Origin of the sequence: Nostoc spongiaeforme FACHB-130 (assembly GCF_014698475.1) — a bacterium.
Classification (GTDB): Bacteria; Cyanobacteriota; Cyanobacteriia; order Cyanobacteriales; family Nostocaceae; genus Nostoc_B; species Nostoc_B spongiaeforme.
Map to the genome: position 1 here is coordinate 85,333 of NZ_JACJTB010000016.1, position 20,446 is coordinate 105,778.

A 20,446-nucleotide genomic window follows, 5' to 3' on the forward strand; every position below is an offset into this window, starting at 1 on the left:
AGCTATGAACAAGTAAGAATATAAGGCGTTAGTAGTACAGGTTGGCGTAAATAAACAGACCATAAGGAATTGCTAAAAGACTTGTAGTATCACTATTCTTTCTTTTTCCTTTTGACTCTTTCAGAGTTCGCCACTTGCTTCAAGTCGGGAAACCCGCCCAGCGCAGTGGCTCACTTTTTACTTTTGCCTTGTTGTACTAGTTAACTGTGGTTACGCACAAACTTTTTTCACATTCGGAAGTTGTTTAACTACATCCCACCAAACTTGCAGTTTGGGAGTTTGAGCAGTAATCGTCTCATACTCTGGAGTCTGAGAAAGATAGATAAAAACAGGAATGAGGTAAAAATCAGCAATAGTTAGCTGGCTACCGAGTAGATAGGGGCTACCAACAGTTATCGATTCAATTGCTTGTATTGCTGTTTGTGCAGGTGCGATCGCATTTTGTATTTGCTCCTTATCTGGCTTGCCGCCGCGAATTGGTACAATCAGACGTTGAATGACAATTTTACTGATCGCAGCAGGATAAAAATAGTTGTCAATAATTGTGATAATCTGGCGCATCCGCGCTTGAAGCATCGGTTCTGATGGGCTGAACTGATTATTGGCAAAGACTGTATTCAGGTAATCAGTAATTGCTGGAGTTTCATAAATTACTTCTCCATCTACTTCCAGTGTCGGCACTTTACCAAAAGGATTTTTGGCAAGGTACTCTGGCGACTGATTTTCACCTTTGAAGATATCAATGTCTTGAACGGTATAGTCTACACCTGCTTCCTCAAGTAACAATAGAACAGTACGAACATAAGTACTCAGAGGAGTTCCGCAAACGGTAAGCTTTGCCATAATTTTGAGATTTTTCTGCAAAAATCCAATCAGGACAAAGATACTTTATCAACAAATGCGATCGCGGTGATGGTTTGAAATGAGACAAAAGCAATATTTTCGGGGCGGGTTGAGATGATTAACGATGATCTGGGTAAACACCTATCTTGCACTTAGCCCCGACGATTAAAATCGCGGCTATAGAAAACCAAGTCCGCCTACGCGGACTAACGTCAAATCAAGGGTTTTGAACCCGCGTAGGCGGGTTTTGTTCGTGTAGCCGCGACTTCAGTCGTTTGGTGCAAGATGTGAATAAACCCGCCCTATTAGTAATTACTCAATAAATTCTGGTAAATCATTAGGAGCGCCACAAGCAGAAATATTCCCAGCAAAATTGACATCTGCCATTAATTCTGGATGTTCTTGCTTGCGTTGATTAATTTGTTCGCTGGTGAGAATTTTGGATTTATCAAACCCTAGCTCAATTTCGGTGTGCAAACCTTTGTATTTGACTCGTTGGAGATTGTAGAAACTTTTGTTGAAAGTTGTTTTTACAAATGCTTTGAGACACCCTAAAAGATATTTACGCTTAAATGAGTCTTTCTCAAACCAGTATTCTATTGTTTTACGCAGGTAAAATCTGGCATAGTTACGTAACACGCCTTTGAGGACTTCTTCTCGTTCCATTGCCTCCGGTTTCATAATGGGAGTGACAAAGTTATATTGAGAATAATCTCGCACTTCTACGCGATCGCCTAACTCTTCAAATAACTCCGAAAATGGCCAAGGAGTAAACATATTCCAGTTCACCATATCGGCTTTCCAGTCCAAAGCCATCTGATAAGTTTGCTCAATGGTTTCTGGTGTTTCGTTCTCCAAGCCCATAATAAATTGAGCTTCCGCTACCATGCCATTTTGCCGCAGTAATTGAATCGCTCGTTTGTTTTGTTCAATTGTCGTTTCTTTGCGGAACAAATTCAACTTTAGCTGTGCTGCTGCTTCCGTACCCAAGGAAACATGCACTAGCCCAGCTTGACGATAAAGTGGTAAATCATGTTCATCTCGCAATATATCTGTCACCCTGGTATTGATTCCCCAATAAACGCCTAAATTGCGTTCGATTAATTCGTTACATAAAGCGATAAATTTGGGTTTATTAATGGTTGGTTCTTCATCTGCCAGGATGAAAAAACCTACTTGATGTTTTTTGACTAAAATTTCAATTTGATCGACAAATTTCTTAGGATTACTAGAACGGTACTTGCGCCAAAATTTCCATTGAGAACAAAAACGGCAAGTAAAAGGACAGCCTCTAGCATAGTTAGGGACTGCGACACGCACATTCAGGGGAGTATAAATATATTTGCTCCAGTCCAACAAGCTCCAATCAGGGGTTAGAGTATCTAAATCTGCAATTGGTGGATGGGCTGGTGTCGCTACAACCTGTCCATTTTCTAAGAAAGCAATACCTAAAATATTGCGTCGCTCACTCTCGACTGTAGCATTAGCGATCGCTTTCACTAAATTAACTGTAATTTCCTCTCCCTCTCCCCTGATAATGTAATCCACCCAAGGAGCTTCATGGAGGACTTCATTATACATATAAGTAGGGTGGACTCCACCCATAATTGTTGTCGCTTCGGGGCAAACTTCTTTAACTATCTTGAGCGTTGTTTGAGATTGATAAATCATTGGCGTGATTGCTGTCGCCAATACGATATCCGGTTGATGTTCAGCAACCATTTGCCTTAAACGATCATCCGCAATATGATCCGTCATCGCATCAATGAAACGAATATTGTTGAAGCCAGATGCTTTTAAAGCTCCACCAACATAAGGAACCCAACTTGGCGGCCAATTTCCCGCAATTTCAGCACCACCAGAATGGTAATTAGGTTGAATCATCAGAATCCGCATGTTCTACCTACCTTCTAATTCCTATCAGAAGAACTGACAATTTTATACTTGTAATTTTGTTAGCCTACTTCTAGCAAGTGCAGAATTACAGAAATATTTATCGTAAGAATCCAGGAGTTATAATAGTTGTAAAAGTCAGGAAAAAGGTGATAACTCGATGTAGCAATTATGCTGCTTCACCTCTGACTTCTAGGTGCTGAATTCTTACTCTTTACCGATAATTTTCTGCTAATTAAAATACAAACACTTGCTAAAGCTTTGCAATTAAATTCTTAAGAAAAACTTAAAATTGACTAAAAGTTTTTGACTTTTAAATTTAACCGAAGTTAGCTTTCATAACTATATAGTTATGATTTTAAAGTACATAGCTAATTTTTCAAAACTTAATATTTGGAAATAAACAATAATTACAAAATGTATCTTTGTATGAGCTAATACTTCACAAACAATACACAGGCACTTACGTATAAGTTGCAGTGGTGTAATAGCACAATACGATTTAGATAAAAAAATAAATTACAACAAAATCAGCAAAATGATTTTGGAGGGGGTTTGGGGGACGCAACCGTCCCCCAATCGGGGGCTTGGGGGAGAATCCCCCAAATCTTTCTCCTTATCTGATAGGTAGAGCAGAAATTGAGAAATCAACTCTCATCACCTTAACTGAACCGTATTGTTTTATGGCAACGCTTAATACTGTTTCACTTTAAGTTTGATACAAATAGACCGCAGGGGGCAGGGAGCAGGGGGCAAGGGGAAAGAATAAAAAAACCATGAATTTGTATCATTTTTTTCGTGAAATGGTATAACGCATCGATAAAGATGGTGCGTTACGGCTAATTCTCACTGTCTTAAGTTCCGAAATCCTTGCATAGCCGTAACACACCCTACTGAATATTTGCTTATAGCAATCCTAAATGAATAAGAAACATCTCTCCCTTGCCTCATTTGTTCACATATCAAATAGGATTGCTATATTACCTGAGACTTGTTAAATAAATATCAGCTTGACTTGAACTTGATTTGATTAGCTTCAAGATAAATGATTTGGTTTTGTAGTCCTTGGGCTTCAGTTGCGGTTAAACCCTTCCATTGCTGTTGGGCTTGTTTAACACTGGGAACTGGTTTGAGGACACCTGCTAAATCTAAGATTTGCCCTTGTTTCACAACGACTTGATTTTCCGCAGTTCCAGCATCGAGATTAGGGGCTAAAACCACAAATACTCTTTGAGTATTACTTGAACCAACCCAAAAGGCGCGATCGCCTACTACACTTTGAACATTAACATTTTGAAACTGTACGGGTTTATTGACAAGTGTCTGTTTATTGGCGTTGGTAATTACTAATACATCTGTAATTGGTTCAGTTTGAACAATAGTTGTTACTTGCGGGTTAGGCGTGACAACTACATTAGTTGTTGGTGTAGGAGTTGCAGTGACGGTGACTGTGGCTTGCGGCGTAGGAACGACAACAACATCAGGTTGCTTTGGTTCAGAAGTACAGGCAGTCAGTCCACTGACTAATAATATGATGAAGATTGGTGTATTTTGCGAGAATTTTTTGCTGATAAAATTAGCATTGTCTTGCATAGTATTTAACCTTGACTGAGTAAATATAAATTGTTTCAAGAGATAATCAATGTACATTATTTTATTCATGTAATGTACATTGATATTAAGATACGCAAGTATTCCTAAAGCATTGGTAAGTATTAAGTAGGAAATAACAGAGAATCTTACAAATTAAGTAAGATAATTATGTTAATTTTCTACTTACTTAAAGCATCCTTAATGTTATCAACAGTGCGTTCAATAGCATTTTTGGTGTTATCTACAGCTTTCTCTGTCCGGGCTGCATCTTCTTCGGCTCTTTTCTGGATAGTGTTTCTATCTTGCTTGGCTTTGCGCTCAATAAAGTTACCGCTATTATCGGTAGCATCTTCAACTTTACTAGCATTTTTATTGGCGGTGCGCTCAACTTTATTGGCTGTATCTCGAATGAAATTTTTAGCGCGTCCAGCATCTTCACGGGCTTTTTCTTGAACTTTATCGCCTGCATCTGAGGATGCAATTAAGTTGACAGAGGTAGCCGCCATCGCTGAATTATTAGTGAAAAATGCACCTTGCCAAATAAAAGCGATCGCAGATAAACAAAGAACTGTGGTAGCTATCCAATTACCGATAACAGAAAGCCGTTTCATTAACATAGAATACCTTCTCTTTGAGATTTAGCATCCTAAGATTTACTGGATTTTTCCACTTTGCCAAATCGTGCTAGAGATAGAGGTTTGATCATCAAAAGTTATTAGATAAGTTCGCTCTTTTAACAGAGTGACAACTTCTACCAATGGCTGCTTTAGATGAGCTTGCTTTCATCCAGCTCACACCAGACAATGTATTAAAGTTGCGATCGCCTACACAAATCTTGACAACCAAGCGATCGCACTAGTACAAGTCAGCGGAAATAAAGCACCTATGATAAATTACTGAAAAGCTCACTACACAGGTTTCTTGATTTCAGACTTCACACTTCAGACTTTTTGTACTAGCACATTTTTCGAGCAGGCATAAAAGCTTTGCTGTGTAAGGCTTATCAAATGTGTTAGATACTGTTTAATTGTTCTTCTAAATATTGCTTTGTGTCATTATAGTTGTCGTTGTTCATTAAAGAGGAAACATCGGTTCTTACAGAACCTTCTTCACTTTGATTCTTCTGGAAAATCATTTGCATCTGAAACATTATTCCAACTATTATAAATTTGACATTCTCTCCTAAACTACCGTTTAAAATATTGGATTTTAGCTTTTCCCATTTGGGATTTTGTACCATGTTTTTCAGTTCATAAATTTCGTTGAGTACCTTGTTGTTTTTCTCATCTTCTTCTCTTTTTTGTCCCTTCACCTGTCGCTCGATTAATTCTTCTGTCTCCTCAACAAAAGTAGTCATTTCTGGAGTGCCTGGTAACTCGTATTCTTGCTGTATATCCTTTTCTTTATTTTCTCGCTGCCTCTTTAATCTCTCCTGCGTTGACGGTGATTTAACCTCATCTATTACCATTGTTTGTTGTTCTGGGTTCAGTGAATCAAAATTTCTGTGTAGCTGATTAAAACGGGGAATCGTTTTTCGTTGTTCCTTTCTTCTTATATCAGGATTTTTTAGGTCTTCTAGTGATTTTTGGATGTTTGCTAATTGTAAATCTATAGCGGAAGCAACCCATTGCTTAAGTCCAGTTTCTCGACTGTTGTAGGTGGGGAACTGATCAAATTGATCTAGATTAGCGTCCTTCAGTCTGCTTTTAACAAAATTATAATCCTCTTCTGATAAAGTTGCTAAACGAGCCTCTAAATAGACAGGTTTTTGCAAGGATTGTTGCAAATTGATCGACAGTGCATCATCTTTTTTGATCTTTGCTGTCATTGGCTCATAAGTATTATGATATAAGTCTTTAATTTTATATTTTGTATTGTCCAAGTATCTATATATAGATTCTACTTTACCATCTGTGTAAGTTATTTCTAATTTAATTGCCCAGTCTCGTACGAGTTGATCTTCCATTTCCCACAAATCTGCCATATCCTTCGTTAGAGCGTTAACCTCTGTCTGGATTTTTCCCCACCAATTAAATTGTGTTAATATATCTTTTTCGTTAGGAGCTAAAGTAGATATTGTTGAATCTGTATTATATTGCGTCTGAATATTTGTGGCTAAGTTTTTCCATATTTGTGTTTCTGCTCGACTCTCTTGCGGCCCCAGTTGAACTGTATATTTAATGCTTTGATATCGTTGAGCATTTTCTCGCTCAAGCCGGATCATATCAGCCACTGTGCTTTTGAGTTTACCTTCGATTATTTTTTCCATATCAGCGTTTAATGCTGTATACAAAGGCGCAATATTATAGTGTTTCTCTAGTCCGCCAACATGGTCATTCAACAAGTGTCCTTTGACCCACATAGTTGTTCCCCCCTCCTTATATTTTCGTGCTTTATAGAAGTCATCAATAGGAGTGGTAATTTTACTACCACTTCCTCTGGGCATGGAATAACCAGGGACATATTCTACTTCTACTGAATCTCCTGTGCCGTAGATAGGATCTTGAATCCAAGTAGGGGTGATAGGTTTTCCTTGAAGAGGGTTCGTTTTGTAAGTTTTAACTTTATCAGCAAAAGATTTTACCTTGGCGACTTCAGCAGCGTAATCTTTACCTATAGTCATCCCGGTATCTAACTCTTGCGCCGCAGTCACTGCCACGAGCTTATCGTTATCATAAGTTGTCCATGCTGTCTTATCAACAGTTATCTTGCTAAGTTGCTCGTTAATCCATTTTTGCCAGTTCTGTTCATGTTTTTCTGTGTCAGTAATTGATGATGTGTAGTTTGGAAAAAAACCTGTCTGAGTCTTTGAATCTTTATAATACTCGATCAGTGCTTTAATCCAAGCACGAATATTGTCTATTTTTTGAAGTGGTTTTCTATCGTTTGCATCTGACGTAAAAAGAGATTCAGGATCTTTTGTATTATAGTATCCCCATTGCTGAGGCTCAGCTAGTTTTGTTTTAATAAAAGTCTTAACTATGTTGGGTGCAGAATCGTAAAGTGTTTCTGCTCCACCTCCTGCTTGTACAGCATTTTTCAACGTATTCTCATCATTTGTCCAACTGTTTGCTCGGTATTTTAATTGTCTTTGGATAGTTAAGGGAAACGCATTCCCATTTTGCTGCACCACATGAGTCAATTTATAGCCAATTAATTTCTGTCCTTCTCGACTACTAGGGTTGTATTCTCCATAAATTTCTGCTTTTTTGCCCATCGCATCTGCTTCTTTTTCCAACCCTTCATTATCATTAATCTGCACCCCCTTCATCTGCATTGTCGGTTTTACCCTTCCCTGCATCTGCTGAACAACGTGCCATGTTTCATGGGGTAAATGTTCTTCATGTCCGGGGGCGACATGAATTTCTGTCCCTTGGGTGTAAGCTAATGCTTGTAATTGGGAAGGTTTGGGCGAATTATAATGAACCTTGACATCATCTAGGGAATATCCTGATAGATTTTCAACTCCTGCTTTGAGCTCATCTGGTAATCCGGTTTGATTGGGATGCAATTTCTCGGTTGATTCTTGGCTGTTCCCGTTAATTTCGCCTTTCGCTTGGATAGCCTCATCAGGTGATGCAGCCATCCCACCTTCTGCCACACGCTGCATTATCGGCTGACTCTGCATATATCCTGCTTGCAAAGATGTGTTAATCTGTTGCATGACATTTGGGGCGACTCTTTCCGCCTGTTGTTCATACTTGTCCCCAGGTTCACCAATCATCAACTTCATCTGAACTCGTGGCGGTGGGGGTGGTTGATATCCAGGCGGAAAGATGGGGATTTGGGACAACCTAGACAAGCCCGACTCAGACGACAATTCTTGCTTTTGTATTGCTTTATTTTGATTTAATTCTGGTTCAGGTAAAGATTCAACTTTAAATGGACGCGGTGCAAATGGATTAGAAGTTGATGAGTCAGCAGCTTGTTTACCAGTTCTTGGTACCCATTTATACATACTTCTCTCCTTTGATTTCCGTCATCTCAAAAAGTAAAATTTCAGAAAACTCTTGTTTCTGCTTTAGAAATACAAGGGATGAGCATCTTACTCATCCCACAAATATGCCAGCCGATTTTTTTAATGTTTTATATACGTAAGACTTACGTATGAAAACAAAAAATCAAGGGTTTGGGCAAGGGTGAAAAGTTGTAGGGGTATAAGTGTGTATGTATCTAAAATCCTTTCACCCCTACACCCAGTCTCCACAGAAAATCTTTGTGCGTAAGTCCTGATACGTACAAACACTTATGTGATTTAATCTCCTACGTCCTTGATAGATGAGTCAAGAAGATTTTACAAGCAGTTATGAATACATATATTTGTACATATATTGCGTTGCTAAACGTTCATATAGCCACCATCAACAACTAAATCTGCCGCAGTTATATAAGATGACTCATCACTAGCCAGAAACACTACCGCCGCCGCAATTTCTTCTGGTTTACCAAAACGTCCCAAAGGTACGGTTTGCTTAATATAATCGCCAAAATTTTCCAAAGCTTCTGGTGATAAACCCATTTTGGTTTGAAAATCAGTAGGTATTAAACCAGGGCTGATAGCATTCACCCTAATTTGGCGATTGCCTAATTCTGCCGCTAAATTGCGAGCCAAGGAACGCACAGCCGCTTTTGTTGCACAATAAACACTGCCCATCGCCATACCTTTTTCATTGACTGATGAAGCATTTAAAATGACACTAGCGCCGGGATTCAGTAAGCCAGACAGCTTTTGTACGGTGAAAAACACACCTTTAACGTTGATATCAAATTGATTGTCATACAAGGTTTCGTCCATTGCTTCTAAAGCAGCAAAAAATCCGACACCGGCATTAGCAAATAAAATATCAAGACTGCCAAATTCTGATTTGACTCGTGCTGCTAAATTATCAAGTTGAGAAAGCGATCGCACATCTGCTAATACTGGAATTACCTGAGAATTGAGTGCTTGGGCGGCGGTGTGTAAACGTTGTTCATCTTGCCCAGTAATAATTACTCGCGCACCTTCCGCCACAAACTGTTTTGCCGTCTCAAAACCAATACCCGATGTACCCCCGGTAATCACAGCAGTTTTGTTATGCAAGCGTACCATTTACAATGCCTCCTGGTAGATAGGAATTAAAAATCAAAGGTTTAGGAAGGGTGAAGAGGTATGGGGGTGTGGGGAGTGTGGGGAGTGTGGGGAGTGTGGGGGGAAAGATTTCTTCACCATCCTCCCACACCTCCCACACCCTTATACCCATTCTTTGTGCATAAGTCTTGTAGAAAAATAATTGCTTGACCTTAACATTAATGTCAAGGTTTAACGTGAGATCAGTCGTCAATGAATTCACTCTCATGGTTTACCCACAGCATTTCACCAAATTCACAAAAGAACACGCCGATATCTTAGCAGCCTTGGTTTGTGGACTGTTGTTATTTCTTGGATGGTTCGCCTTACATCTAGGTTGGTTGGGATGGGCAATGCTGTTGTTACCTGCTGCATATATCATTGGTGGTTACGAAAGCGCCCGTGAGGGAATAACGACATTAATTAAAGAAAAAGAACTAGATGTAGATTTGCTGATGATTGTGGCGGCTGTTGGTGCGGCTGGTTTGGGTTTATGGCGCAGAGAATACCACCTAATTATTGATGGCGCGGTGTTAATTCTCATCTTTGCAATTAGTGGCGCGTTAGAAGGCTATGCAATGGGACGCACAGAACGGAGTATTCGCAGTTTGATGAGTTTGACACCAGATACAGCCAGGGTTTTGCATCAGGGAGAAGAACAGACGCTACCCATTAGTCAATTAAAGGTGGGAGATGAAATTATTGTCAAACCCGGAGAGTTAATTCCTACCGATGGAATTATTTTGTCTGGTTACAGCACGATTAATCAAGCGGCGATTACTGGGGAATCTTTACCTGTAGAAAAGACAGTCGGCGAAGAAGTGTTTGCAGGGACACTTAACGGTTATGGGGCGCTGAAGTTGCAAGTTCATAAACCTGCTGCGAGTAATTTGATTCAGCGAGTGATTAAGTTAGTTGCAGAAGCCCAAGAAACCGCGCCACCTTCCCAAGAGTTTATCGAAAAATTTGAACGGGGATATGCCAAGGTAATTGTAATTTCTGGTGTATTGCTGGCAATTTTACCGCCATTTATTTGGGCTTGGGATTGGGAAACAACGATTTATCGGGCTTTGACTTTTTTGGTGGTGGCTTCTCCTTGTGCGTTGATGGCGGCAATTATGCCAGCATTATTATCAGGTATTGCCAATGGCGCGAAACAAGGGATTTTGTTTAAAAATGGCGCACAGTTAGAGAATATGGGTAAAGTCCGGGCGATCGCTTTTGATAAAACTGGTACTTTAACTACAGGACAAGTGCAAGTATCTCAGGTAATGCCCACCGAGGAATATACACAAGCAAATGTATTAAAAGTAGCAGCCGCTTTAGAAGCATCTTCTGAACATCCCATAGCCAAAGCCATTGTTCAAGCAGCAAGTGATTTAAATTGGCAACGGGGTACTGATGTGCAAGCGATACCAGGACAGGGGATTGTGGGAATGCTTGACAATCAAAAAATTACCCTGGGCAATGCTGCTTTTATTCAGCAATATGTCACACAGTTACCAGATAAATTACAAGATTTGGCACATAGTTGGGAATCTGAGGGCAGAACTGTAGTTTGGGTTGCCCAAAATGCAGAAGTTATCGGCGCGATCGCCATTGCAGATATGATTAGACCAGAAGCTGCTGCTACTATTCGCCGCCTGCGTCAGTTGGGAGTAGAACAAATTGTCATGATGACAGGTGATAATCAGCGTACAGCCGAAAGTGTCGCTCAAACAATCGGCATAACTCAAATTTACGCCCAACTCCTACCAGAAGATAAACTCAATCTCATCCGCAGCTTGCAGAAACAGTATGAAACTGTAGCGATGGTGGGAGATGGAATTAACGATGCACCCGCTTTAGCCCAAGCATCTGTAGGAATAGCAATGGGTGGTGCGGGTAGTGATGTCGCCTTAGAAACCGCAGATATTGTTTTAATCGCAGACAGACTCGAAAAAATGGTTGTCGCAATGGAACTAGGAAGGCGATCGCAATTTATTATTAAACAAAACATCGCCTTTGCACTCACATCAATTATTTTGTTAATGCTGGCTAACTTTGTGGGGAATATTAACCTACCCATTGGTGTAATTGGTCATGAAGGTTCGACAGTCTTGGTTACTCTTAACGGCTTGCGATTGTTGAGAAGATTTTAACTAACTCTGAATGAATTAAGCCGTAGTAAATTTTAATAATTTTGTGCAGCGATCGCCAAACGCGACAAAATAATATCACTGCCAATTTTGAATGTAGAAGTTTAAGTATGTTTTCTCGCAAAATTTCTCTGAGTTTGCTGCTACTGTTTCTGGGAACTCATATTGGTATAAACCAACAAGCAGTTAAAGCTCAAACTCCAATTTCCCCTACAACTCATACAAAATCAGTTTGTCCTGCTCAATTAGGCACACTTATAGATACTGCTATTAATCGTCCCTTATTTAGTCGCGCCCGTTGGGGAATTTTAGTGAAAAATTTAGTTTCTACCCAAACTCTTTATAGCCATGATGCGGAAAAATATTTTATTCCTGCTTCTAATACTAAATTATTAACTACAGCCGCAGCCCTCAAGCAATTAGGTGCAGATTTTCGCATTCGCACTTCTGTTTATCAAGAGGCTGATGGTAGTTTACGTGTTGTTGGTAGAGGAGATCCGAGTTTAAAAAATACTCAATTAATAGAATTAGCCAAGCAATTACGCCAACAAGGAGTTACTCAAGTTACTAATTTAATTGCTGATGATAGTTACTTTCAAGGAGAAGTTGTAAATCCGAGTTGGCAATGGGAAGATGTGCAAGCTGATTATGGCGCACCAGTTAACAGTTTAATTTTAAATGAAAATGCTGCTGTATTAACAGTGTTGCCACAAACAGTAGGCAACCCATTACAAATTAAATGGGCTGATCCTACAGAAGCGTATCAATGGCGAGTCGAAAATAATTCTGTAACTGTGCAGAAAGATGAATCAGGATTAGTAGAAATTAAACGTGATTTAAAAGGGGCGGTGCTATATTTACAAGGACAATTACCTGTGAATGCAGCACCAGAAGTTACTGCGATCGCAGTTTTTGATCCTACACAAAATTTCTTACGTAAATTTCGGCAAAGTTTAGCAGCAGCCGGAATTTCTGTGCAGCAAACATCTAGTGCTAATGGGGGTAATAATGAACGCGAAGTTGCCACAATTAAGTCTCCGCCGTTGTCTGATTTATTAACAGAAACCAATGTTAACAGTAATAATTTATTTGCCGAGGCTTTATTAAGAATTTTAGCTCATAAACAACAATTAACTAAAAATCAAAACACTGCTGATGTTGGTTTGAAAGTTATGCAAGAAACCTTAACTCAATTTGGAGTTAATCCCAACAGTTATAGCGTATTTGATGGTTCTGGTTTGTCACGGAAAAATTTAATTAGTCCAGAAGCTTTGGTACAATTGTTAGAAGCGATCGCAGCATCACCAGAAGCCAAAGTTTTTCGTGCTACTCTACCTGTAGCTGGGGTGAGTGGTAGTTTAAAAAGTCGCTTTCGCAACACATCAGCACAGGGAATTGTACAAGCTAAAACTGGCACTTTAAGAGGAGTAGTTGCTTTATCAGGATATATAGATTCACCACAGTATGAACCGTTAGTTTTTAGCATTATTGTGAATCAATCTGACCAACCAGCAAGTACAATTCGCCAAGCAATTGATGAGATTGTTGTCTTATTAACACAGTTACGTCGTAATTGTTAGCTCTAAGTAAACGGCAATATGCTATGGTATTAAAATAGGAAGTTGGCAAAACAATTATTGCTTGTAATTTCAGTCATCTTTCTACAACATAAACCTCAAGATTCATATACTAATAAGCTATCACATTCAAGGTGATAGCTTTTTATATGATGTAGATGGAAGGTTGATTAAACAACATTAGTGTGATTTTGGCTGAATCTAATTTCTAGATTTTTACCATCTGTGGCAATGATTTCAGCCGCTTCTTGTAAAAGTTGTTTTTGTTCTTGTTGGAGGGCTTCTAAACGAGAAGAAATTTCGGCTAATCTTTGCTGCTTATCTGGGTAAAGAGTTGTAATGGTATTGGTATTATCTATTGGTTGATGATGGCTGATTTTGTTCCAAGTCAAACCAGTAAATTTAGCTATACCAATAAAAATAAATTTAATTAAAGCCTGTAATAATTTTAATGGTGCTTGTAATAGAGAAAAACTGGCTGTTGTAAATAAACGAATAATTGCATTCACAAGACCAAAAATAATCGCCAGACTCAAGAGGATAATTACTATACTAATAATCGGGTGATTTGCAGCCCAATTGAGTGCGTGCAGTAGGCGCAACATTGTGGGATGTTGTGTTAGCCAGTCATTCATGGAAGAGGCGATCGCACGTTCCACTGCACCTGATGTTGTATTCTTAAATTGGTCAGCAGTTTGCAAACCCTGACCAATCGAAGATTTAGCTTGTTCCAAGGTTGTTGTAGCTGTTTCTTGCCAAGACTCACCAACTTGTTGCAGAGAATTATTCACAGAGTTAACCCCTTGGTTGACAACATTTTTCATGCTTTGCCAACTTTGAGACATTCCTGACGGCAAACTGAGATTTATTTCAGGTGTCATAACAATTTCACCGAGGTTTAAATCGAACTCGCAACCCATCTTTAGGACGATTTGTCGGAATTCTGACTGAAGCCAAACTTTGGTTAGGTAAGATTTCCCAATCATAGCTGCGTAAAAGATGGGCAGCAACAATCTTCATTTCCATTTTGGCAAATGCCATCCCAATACATACACGCGGCCCGCCACCAAAACCAATTAAGCTGAAAGGATACTGTTTATGTTCTTGGCGCTGAGGGCTGAAACGTTCAGGATCAAACCTTTCTGGTTCAGGATAAATTTCTGGTAGGTTATGAGTCATTAAAATTGAATAATATAGTTGCCAACCAGCCGGAATATAGAAACCTTTGTATTCAAATTCTTTAATTACCCCACGAAATCCGGCGGCGGCTGGTGGATATAGTCGTTCAACTTCCCATAAAACTTGGTCTAAGTAAGGCATTTTACCCAACTGCTCTATATTTAAAGAACCAGATGTAGCAAGTTGTGACTGTTCTTCTCTGGCGCGGTGCAGAACTTCTGGATGGCGTGCTAATTCTGTGACTAACCAAGTTAACATTGCAGTTGTGGTTTCATGTCCCGCAAAAAGTAACAGTACTGCTTGGGCAATAATTTCTGTTTCACTTAAGCTGTTACCTTCTTCATCTCTAGCTTGGATTAATAAACTTAAAGCATCCTTGGTAGGGTTTTGCTGGCGTGCTTTTACAACCTGAGCAACATGCTCTAAAATTTGATTGCGAGCTGCGATCGCTTTACTAAAGGTCGTAAAAGGTAAAGGTAAAGTATTCAGCGCAAAAAAACCATTGGTGAGGTTAGTAAATAAGTTACTTAAGCGGATAACTTCCGCACTAGAACTTGTACCCAATAACAATTGGCTGGCAATATCAAAGGTGAGTTTTTTAAACTCTTCAAACCAAGTAAATTCTTGTTTAACTGCCCATTCTTTAAGATAGCTGCAAGTGATTTCTTCCATTGTGGCAAAATAGTTTGCTAGTGCCGGGCTATGTAAAGCTGGCATCATCAAACGACGATTGCGACGGTGTTCTTCACCATCTTGCACAAATAATGATTCACCTAACAATATTTTGAAATTTTCTGGCCAGCCTTCACGCCAAGAGAAATTTTCCATATGGCTAGAAAGGACAAACTCAACTGCTTCCGTCCCTATCATTGCTACTGTTGGTCTACCTAAAATATGGGTCTTAAAAATCGACCCATAACGCTGATAGCGTTTTTCGGCAAAGTTTACGTCTGCCAAAAAAGACAGAGTTTCGCCAACAACAGGTAAACCAAAGCTTCCGGGTGGTAGTTGCAATTTGTTCATAAAACTTGCGATCGCATCTCGTTCATTTTAATTAACTTCAATTTAAATATCACTTTTGTTTTTCGCTATTGCGGTTGAAATTTTTCTCTGAGAACGACACACTACCGATACCTTGGAGAATACCACGAGCGATTAAACCTAAACCACGACCAATGACTTGGGTTAAAACGAAGACAATACCACTGCCTAAAAAAGATAATAGCGATTGTAGGCGGGGAGCGATCGCATCCCAAAATTCTAGTCCCAGCGTCACAAATAATGGCACACCTGAAAGCTTGGCTAATTCTGCGTTGCGCGGCGCGTAAACTGATGTTTTCGCAATTCCCCTTGGTGCTAACACAAATAACTCATAGCGACTTTCAAAAATTGCTTTAGCTTCATTTACATAATTATTTAAACGGTATTTCCAAGACAAATCATTTCTAAATCGTTCAATTTCCCGCGTTGAAATTAACTTGCGAGTATAAAAGTTTTTCTTAATTGCTTCCACATCTGCCAAGTAATTTAACAGTGGTTGTAATACTCCATTACCTACTTGAATCAACAAATTTTCTAAAATCGTTAATGACTGTGTTTTAGCAGCATCACTGTCAGCTAAATAAGTCTGATTATCAATCTGGAAATCTGTTTGAAACAGCAAATAAGAGAGTAACTCTACTACAAAGGGAATTTTATTGAAGATGTCAGTTTGAATAATTCTGGGATTTTGCAGCAATACCTTGACAACTTCAATTTTTTGTCCCCCGATTGGCACTTGGGAAAATTTACCAAAAAAATCTGTAACTGTGGCTTGCCATAAATCAAACAAAATAGTATTTTTAAATCCTTCTAACTGCTCAATTGTAATTTGAGAAGCGCGTAAATCTTCAATTTGTTTGGCTAATTTTTGTAATATTAAATAAAGTAATTCCCGTTTCTTATCTTCCCTGAGAATATCAATCTCTAACGGGACATCTGAAACATTTTCTAAAGAAAACTGTAGTTTCTTTATACAAGTTGAAAATAAGTCAAATTGCAAGGCACTTGGGTTAATTTCTGGGAGCAAAGTTAAAGGTGGTTCTACATTTTTTGGCACAATTACGCTACTGGCTGAGGAAATCACTGGTAATTCTTCTGTCGGGGAAATCAATGGTGATTGTTCTGGGGCGGAAATTAACAAATGATTGAGTAGCCAATGCGCCGCTAACAGTTCTCTTCGTTGTCCCGCCAGCACAGCCCGGTCTATTATTGGTAAGCCTGGGGTTTGTAGTTTGACTGTAACTTTTGCTAGAGAAGCGTTAACATAATTAATTCCCGATAAACACTGATTTTGCCATAGCCGCAGCCAAGGCATTTGGGGAGGCGGCGAGATGGGAACTGAAGGAGGGTTAATATCTAATACCCAATGGGAAGCACCGGCGGCGACTTCTGAAATCACAGCAATAATTTCAGATGCAGGAGTACCTTTAGGGAGATAGCCATTCACTCCAATTGCCCTAACAGCAGCCAGAATTTCTCGGTTTTGGACAGCACTCAACAGTAAAATTGGTAAATTGGGGTATAAAGTTTTGAGTAGGCGACAAAATTCTAAACCTTGTAACTGACTGTTAACAGAGCGAAACTCCAAAGGAGTCGCTTCACGATCGCTTCCTAAGTCCAAAACCACTAAATTTACTGCTTCTGGGTCTTGATTAGTAAGTTCTGCTAGGCTTTGCAAAGCCGCAGTATCTGTTTCTACTTCTGCGACAACTTGCAAATTCAGCATTGCTTCCAAAGTTACCCGCAGTCCTAAGCGGAAAATCGGATCTTGGTCAATTAATAATAATTTGAGAGGGCGATCGCTCATCATTGGCTGAGATACAAGGGGTATTCCTACTCATTGTTACCTGTTTTCGTCACTCAATAAATGAATCATAATGACATAGGCGGAGTCTTAATTGTGTAATTAAATGAACCTCAGTATCAGGCAATGGTTGGCAGAACGCCAGATTGAAATCAGTCAAATTCGAGAATTTTCCCTTGGTCAATTGGCGGGTGTAGCCTACCGCATTGTCCAAGATATGGAAGTTAAAAGTCTTGCACCACTTGATGTCTGTACTTTAGCCGAGGTTTTAGAACTACCTTTGGGTTCTGTTTGGCAAGATATCAATCTCATTGCGCGATTAACAGAAAGCATGTTGCGTAGTCTCAGTGAAAAAAAAGCCTTAAAACGTAACGAAGGCACATGGCTGGCGTTTCAAATTGCTTATCTCTATGCTTTACATCAAATAATTCAACAAGAAATCAGCCTACAAAAACCTTGGCTGAACCGAGCGATGATTTCCCGTCAAGGAGAAATTTTACAGGAAATTATTGGCAAACTCAGTCTGCAAGATGTACAACTCCAAGGATTATTAAAAACTTTAACCCAGGGAAAGTTAACTGATACCCAAGCAGAACAAGCCCTTTCTATTGTGGCAGATTCCTTATTAGTCCAACAAATGAATAACGCCACTGTTGCTTGGTTAATTGCCAATGGCGCAGAAGATTTAGAAGCAAAATTATTAACCCAGCGTTTAACTCATTCTCTCAGTGGTTATTTACTAAAAGTTGTGGCGGAAAATGCCCCACAACTGGCACAATTACAAAAATTTTTCCAATTAGGTTCTACAAGTAATATTTATCCCCCAGAATTAGGTAATGTAGACACATCTAAAAAGTCATCTGTAGGAGAAAAAATTGATTTATGCCGAGAGAATTATCGAGTATTTTTACTAAAAAATCTCAGCCAACCTTTATTTATCGAGTCTTTTGCCCTCAAGGATATTTATATCACCCTCAAAGGTTTAGTAGTAAATACCAATACTCCATCTGTTGATATCAAAAAATGGGCGCAAGAACAGTTAACAGATAGTGAAAATATTGCTGTGATTGCAGCCGAACCAGGATATGGTAAAACCAGTTTCTGTCAAATTTGGGCAGCAGAAGTAGCCAGAGAACTTTATCCTAATTGGATGCCTGTGATTATTCGCCTACGGGATATTAAATATGGTCAAACTTTAGCAGAAACTTTGAATTCTGGTTTTGCTTTGAATGCTCAAACTAATTTAAGTAATTGGTTAGAACAAGAACATCCCCGTTGTTTGTTACTGCTTGATGGTTTGGATGAATTACCTGCTGCTAATTTAGGCACAAGAGCCAAGACAATTTTTATTCAGCAGTTAATAGCATTCCAAGCTCAAGGTAAACATAAAATTATTTTAACTAGTCGCAAAAATGCTTTAGAAGAAATTGAGCCAGATATCTTATCGCAGTTACCACAAATTATTATTCAACCATTAGAACAAGAACAATTAAAACAATGGTTTCAACAGTGGGCAATGTTACAATCATTACCCATCGCTCAAAATTTATTTACCTTCTTAAAGCAATCTGGGTTATTTGTCAGTAACTCCAAGTTTCCCGAACTTTCGGCTTTGGTGCGCCAACCGTTGTTGCTGTATTTGCTAGGTGTTTTACATCGTGATGCACTTATAGATGATGAAATTTGGCAATTAGCGCAATCACCTAGTACTACTAAAGTAGTTTGGGAAATTTATCATCGCCTGAGTCGTTGGTTATTAGGCTATCCGGTAATTGGTGGGATTAAAACCATGCTATTGCGTTCGGGTTCGGCTCACATTCATCGTACACAAGAAGCGATCGCCAATTTACTTTCTGGTTGTCATCCCCAAGATTTATTAAACCAAATCCAGGCGATCGCTCTCCAAATTTTACACAGCGATCGCTATCAAGTTAATCTTACAGCAACTTCCCCTCCCCATCCCTTACCCGCTTTCTACTTCAAAACTTCCCACTCAGCACTCAGCACTCAGCACTCAACACTCAACACTCAGTACTCAGCACCCAACACTCAGCACTCAGCACCCAACACTCAGCACCCAGCACTCCTCACAGAATTTTCTCACCCCAAATTAGGCGAATATCTCTGTGCAGAAGCCATTGCTTATCAACTAAAAATTCTGACACAGCAGCAAAAAGATGACTACGGAACATTAATTTTCGCTCTTGATTCGCCGCAGAGTGTTGCTCAACATTTATATAAACTACTAGGTTATGGTGTCATCACTACAGAAATTAAGCAACTAGTAATTGAAACTTTACTCCACCAGCCTCAAAGTGATTTTTCTTTAGATTTCTTATTACAACGTCTAGAATTATTTTGGCGTGGTTATTGTCAAGGTCGTTGGTTAAATGAAGGAATCGCACATCAAGCTTGGAATTATTTTCACACACTCGGCAATCCCATCAATGTTGAGCAAATTAATGCCAGTGTAGGCATAAATGTATTTTTACTATTATCTGCTGGTTATCGCTTTACTAAAGTTGCTTTTTCTCCTTGCGGCAATCCGGAAAATGTTGCTGAATTCTACCCAGAAGTTTTAACAATGCTAATGGGTAAAGCCGCAATTTTATCCCATTCTGTTTGGCTTAAACGCATTCTTCCCCAATCTTTAACTAAACTGAATCTCTCTGGCGCATCCTTACTACAAGTGATGTTAGTTAAAGCCAATTTGGAGCAGACTAATTTGATTAATGCCAATTTAAGTTATGCCAATTTAACCAATGCTAATTTAAGTTATGCCAATTTAACTAATGCCAATTTAAGTTATGCCAATTTAACCAATGCCAATTTAAGTTATGCCAACTTGACTGGTGCTAATTTGACTGGTGCTAATCTTAGCAGCATTAATTTGGAAAATGTCAATCTTGTCAATGCCTGCTTATTTGATGCCATCCTGACTGATGCTGACCGCGAAATTGCCACGATGAATGGTGCTGTATTCTCTTTAGAACAGTTCTACACTCTGAAAAAATTACTCTCACAAACATCTGTAATGAGTAGCAGCGACAAAGGCGATCAAACAGCAGCTTGGTTAAGCGATACCAACATCGGCACAATTAACGGCTTAGAAGGAGAGCCAGTTGCTTCAATTGATTTATATGATGATGATGTGGAAGATGAAACTGTATTTAGTGTGAATCCCAGTGATTATGATTGATGTTAAGAAGTAAAAAGGAAAAAGTTAAAAGGCAAAAGTTAAAAGGCAAAAGAAGTAAAAAGAATAATGGTC

At 39.2% G+C, this 20,446-nt stretch carries 13 protein-coding genes; 3 read left to right on the forward strand and 10 right to left on the reverse strand.

The window, feature by feature from the left end; translation table 11 throughout:
* Nucleotides 1-210: 210 nt before the first annotated feature.
* The 7 genes from H6G74_RS14280 to H6G74_RS14310 form a co-directional block, all read right to left on the reverse strand.
* Nucleotides 211-843 (reverse strand): glutathione S-transferase family protein, encoded by a 633-nt coding sequence (locus tag H6G74_RS14280; protein ID WP_190968290.1) that lies wholly within the window; start codon nucleotides 841-843, stop codon nucleotides 211-213.
* A 312-nt stretch (nucleotides 844-1,155) separates the two neighbouring features.
* The gene (bchE, locus tag H6G74_RS14285) at nucleotides 1,156-2,739 is read right to left on the reverse strand and encodes a magnesium-protoporphyrin IX monomethyl ester anaerobic oxidative cyclase (protein WP_190968291.1); all 1,584 of its coding nucleotides are present in this window, start codon (nucleotides 2,737-2,739) and stop codon (nucleotides 1,156-1,158) included.
* Between the two features lie 1,002 nt (nucleotides 2,740-3,741).
* Nucleotides 3,742-4,329: a hypothetical protein gene (locus H6G74_RS14290; protein WP_190968292.1), complete on the reverse strand. Its 588-nt coding sequence runs from the start codon at nucleotides 4,327-4,329 to the stop codon at nucleotides 3,742-3,744.
* A gap of 179 nt (nucleotides 4,330-4,508) precedes the next feature.
* The gene (locus H6G74_RS14295) at nucleotides 4,509-4,946 is read right to left on the reverse strand and encodes a hypothetical protein (RefSeq protein ID WP_190968293.1); all 438 of its coding nucleotides are present in this window, start codon (nucleotides 4,944-4,946) and stop codon (nucleotides 4,509-4,511) included.
* Between the two features lie 395 nt (nucleotides 4,947-5,341).
* A complete protein-coding gene (locus tag H6G74_RS14300) occupies nucleotides 5,342-8,287 on the reverse strand; it encodes an eCIS core domain-containing protein (RefSeq protein WP_199340999.1) in 2,946 nt (981 codons plus the stop codon).
* Between the two features lie 381 nt (nucleotides 8,288-8,668).
* On the reverse strand, nucleotides 8,669-9,418 hold the full coding sequence (locus H6G74_RS14305) for a glucose 1-dehydrogenase (RefSeq protein WP_190968294.1): 750 nt from the start codon (nucleotides 9,416-9,418) through the stop codon (nucleotides 8,669-8,671).
* Nucleotides 9,402-9,665 (reverse strand): hypothetical protein, encoded by a 264-nt coding sequence (locus H6G74_RS14310; protein ID WP_190968295.1) that lies wholly within the window; start codon nucleotides 9,663-9,665, stop codon nucleotides 9,402-9,404. Before H6G74_RS14310 ends, H6G74_RS14305 begins: the two co-directional genes overlap by 17 nt.
* Here H6G74_RS14310 and H6G74_RS14315 point away from each other — a divergent pair.
* Nucleotides 9,664-11,577, forward strand: coding sequence for a heavy metal translocating P-type ATPase (locus H6G74_RS14315; protein WP_190968296.1), 1,914 nt, complete (start codon nucleotides 9,664-9,666; stop codon nucleotides 11,575-11,577). The genes H6G74_RS14310 and H6G74_RS14315 overlap by 2 nt on opposite strands.
* Nucleotides 11,578-11,684: 107 nt before the next feature.
* Complete coding sequence (gene dacB, locus H6G74_RS14320) at nucleotides 11,685-13,154, forward strand: D-alanyl-D-alanine carboxypeptidase/D-alanyl-D-alanine endopeptidase (protein WP_190968297.1); 1,470 nt, start codon at nucleotides 11,685-11,687, stop codon at nucleotides 13,152-13,154.
* 167 nt (nucleotides 13,155-13,321) lie between these two features.
* Here dacB and H6G74_RS14325 read toward each other — a convergent pair whose 3' ends face one another.
* The 3 genes from H6G74_RS14325 to H6G74_RS14335 are packed head-to-tail and all read right to left on the reverse strand — an operon-like array spanning nucleotide 13,322 to nucleotide 17,178.
* Entirely contained in the window at nucleotides 13,322-14,032 is a 711-nt protein-coding gene (locus H6G74_RS14325) for a hypothetical protein (RefSeq protein WP_190968298.1), read from the reverse strand.
* Nucleotides 14,033-14,039: 7 nt separating this feature from the next.
* A complete protein-coding gene (locus tag H6G74_RS14330) occupies nucleotides 14,040-15,353 on the reverse strand; it encodes a cytochrome P450 (protein WP_190968299.1) in 1,314 nt (437 codons plus the stop codon).
* A gap of 49 nt (nucleotides 15,354-15,402) precedes the next feature.
* Entirely contained in the window at nucleotides 15,403-17,178 is a 1,776-nt protein-coding gene (locus H6G74_RS14335) for a DUF3685 domain-containing protein (RefSeq protein WP_190968320.1), read from the reverse strand.
* A gap of 103 nt (nucleotides 17,179-17,281) precedes the next feature.
* Here H6G74_RS14335 and H6G74_RS14340 point away from each other — a divergent pair, with 103 nt between their 5' ends.
* Complete coding sequence (locus H6G74_RS14340; protein WP_190968300.1) at nucleotides 17,282-20,374, forward strand: pentapeptide repeat-containing protein; 3,093 nt, start codon at nucleotides 17,282-17,284, stop codon at nucleotides 20,372-20,374.
* Nucleotides 20,375-20,446: the final 72 nt, after the last annotated feature.

Bases quoted from the DNA above. Each gene is read 5' to 3' on its own strand.
- H6G74_RS14280 (WP_190968290.1), bottom strand. From the start codon at position 843: ATGGCAAAGCTTACCGTTTGCGGAACTCCTCTGAGTACTTATGTTCGT.
- bchE (WP_190968291.1), bottom strand. From the start codon at position 2,739: ATGCGGATTCTGATGATTCAACCTAATTACCATTCTGGTGGTGCTGAA.
- H6G74_RS14290 (WP_190968292.1), bottom strand. From the start codon at position 4,329: ATGCAAGACAATGCTAATTTTATCAGCAAAAAATTCTCGCAAAATACA.
- H6G74_RS14295 (WP_190968293.1), bottom strand. From the start codon at position 4,946: ATGTTAATGAAACGGCTTTCTGTTATCGGTAATTGGATAGCTACCACA.
- H6G74_RS14300 (WP_199340999.1), bottom strand. From the start codon at position 8,287: ATGTATAAATGGGTACCAAGAACTGGTAAACAAGCTGCTGACTCATCA.
- H6G74_RS14305 (WP_190968294.1), bottom strand. From the start codon at position 9,418: ATGGTACGCTTGCATAACAAAACTGCTGTGATTACCGGGGGTACATCG.
- H6G74_RS14315 (WP_190968296.1), top strand. From the start codon at position 9,664: ATGGTTTACCCACAGCATTTCACCAAATTCACAAAAGAACACGCCGAT.
- H6G74_RS14310 (WP_190968295.1), bottom strand. From the start codon at position 9,665: ATGAGAGTGAATTCATTGACGACTGATCTCACGTTAAACCTTGACATT.
- dacB (WP_190968297.1), top strand. From the start codon at position 11,685: ATGTTTTCTCGCAAAATTTCTCTGAGTTTGCTGCTACTGTTTCTGGGA.
- H6G74_RS14325 (WP_190968298.1), bottom strand. From the start codon at position 14,032: ATGACACCTGAAATAAATCTCAGTTTGCCGTCAGGAATGTCTCAAAGT.
- H6G74_RS14330 (WP_190968299.1), bottom strand. From the start codon at position 15,353: ATGAACAAATTGCAACTACCACCCGGAAGCTTTGGTTTACCTGTTGTT.
- H6G74_RS14335 (WP_190968320.1), bottom strand. From the start codon at position 17,178: ATGAGCGATCGCCCTCTCAAATTATTATTAATTGACCAAGATCCGATT.
- H6G74_RS14340 (WP_190968300.1), top strand. From the start codon at position 17,282: ATGAACCTCAGTATCAGGCAATGGTTGGCAGAACGCCAGATTGAAATC.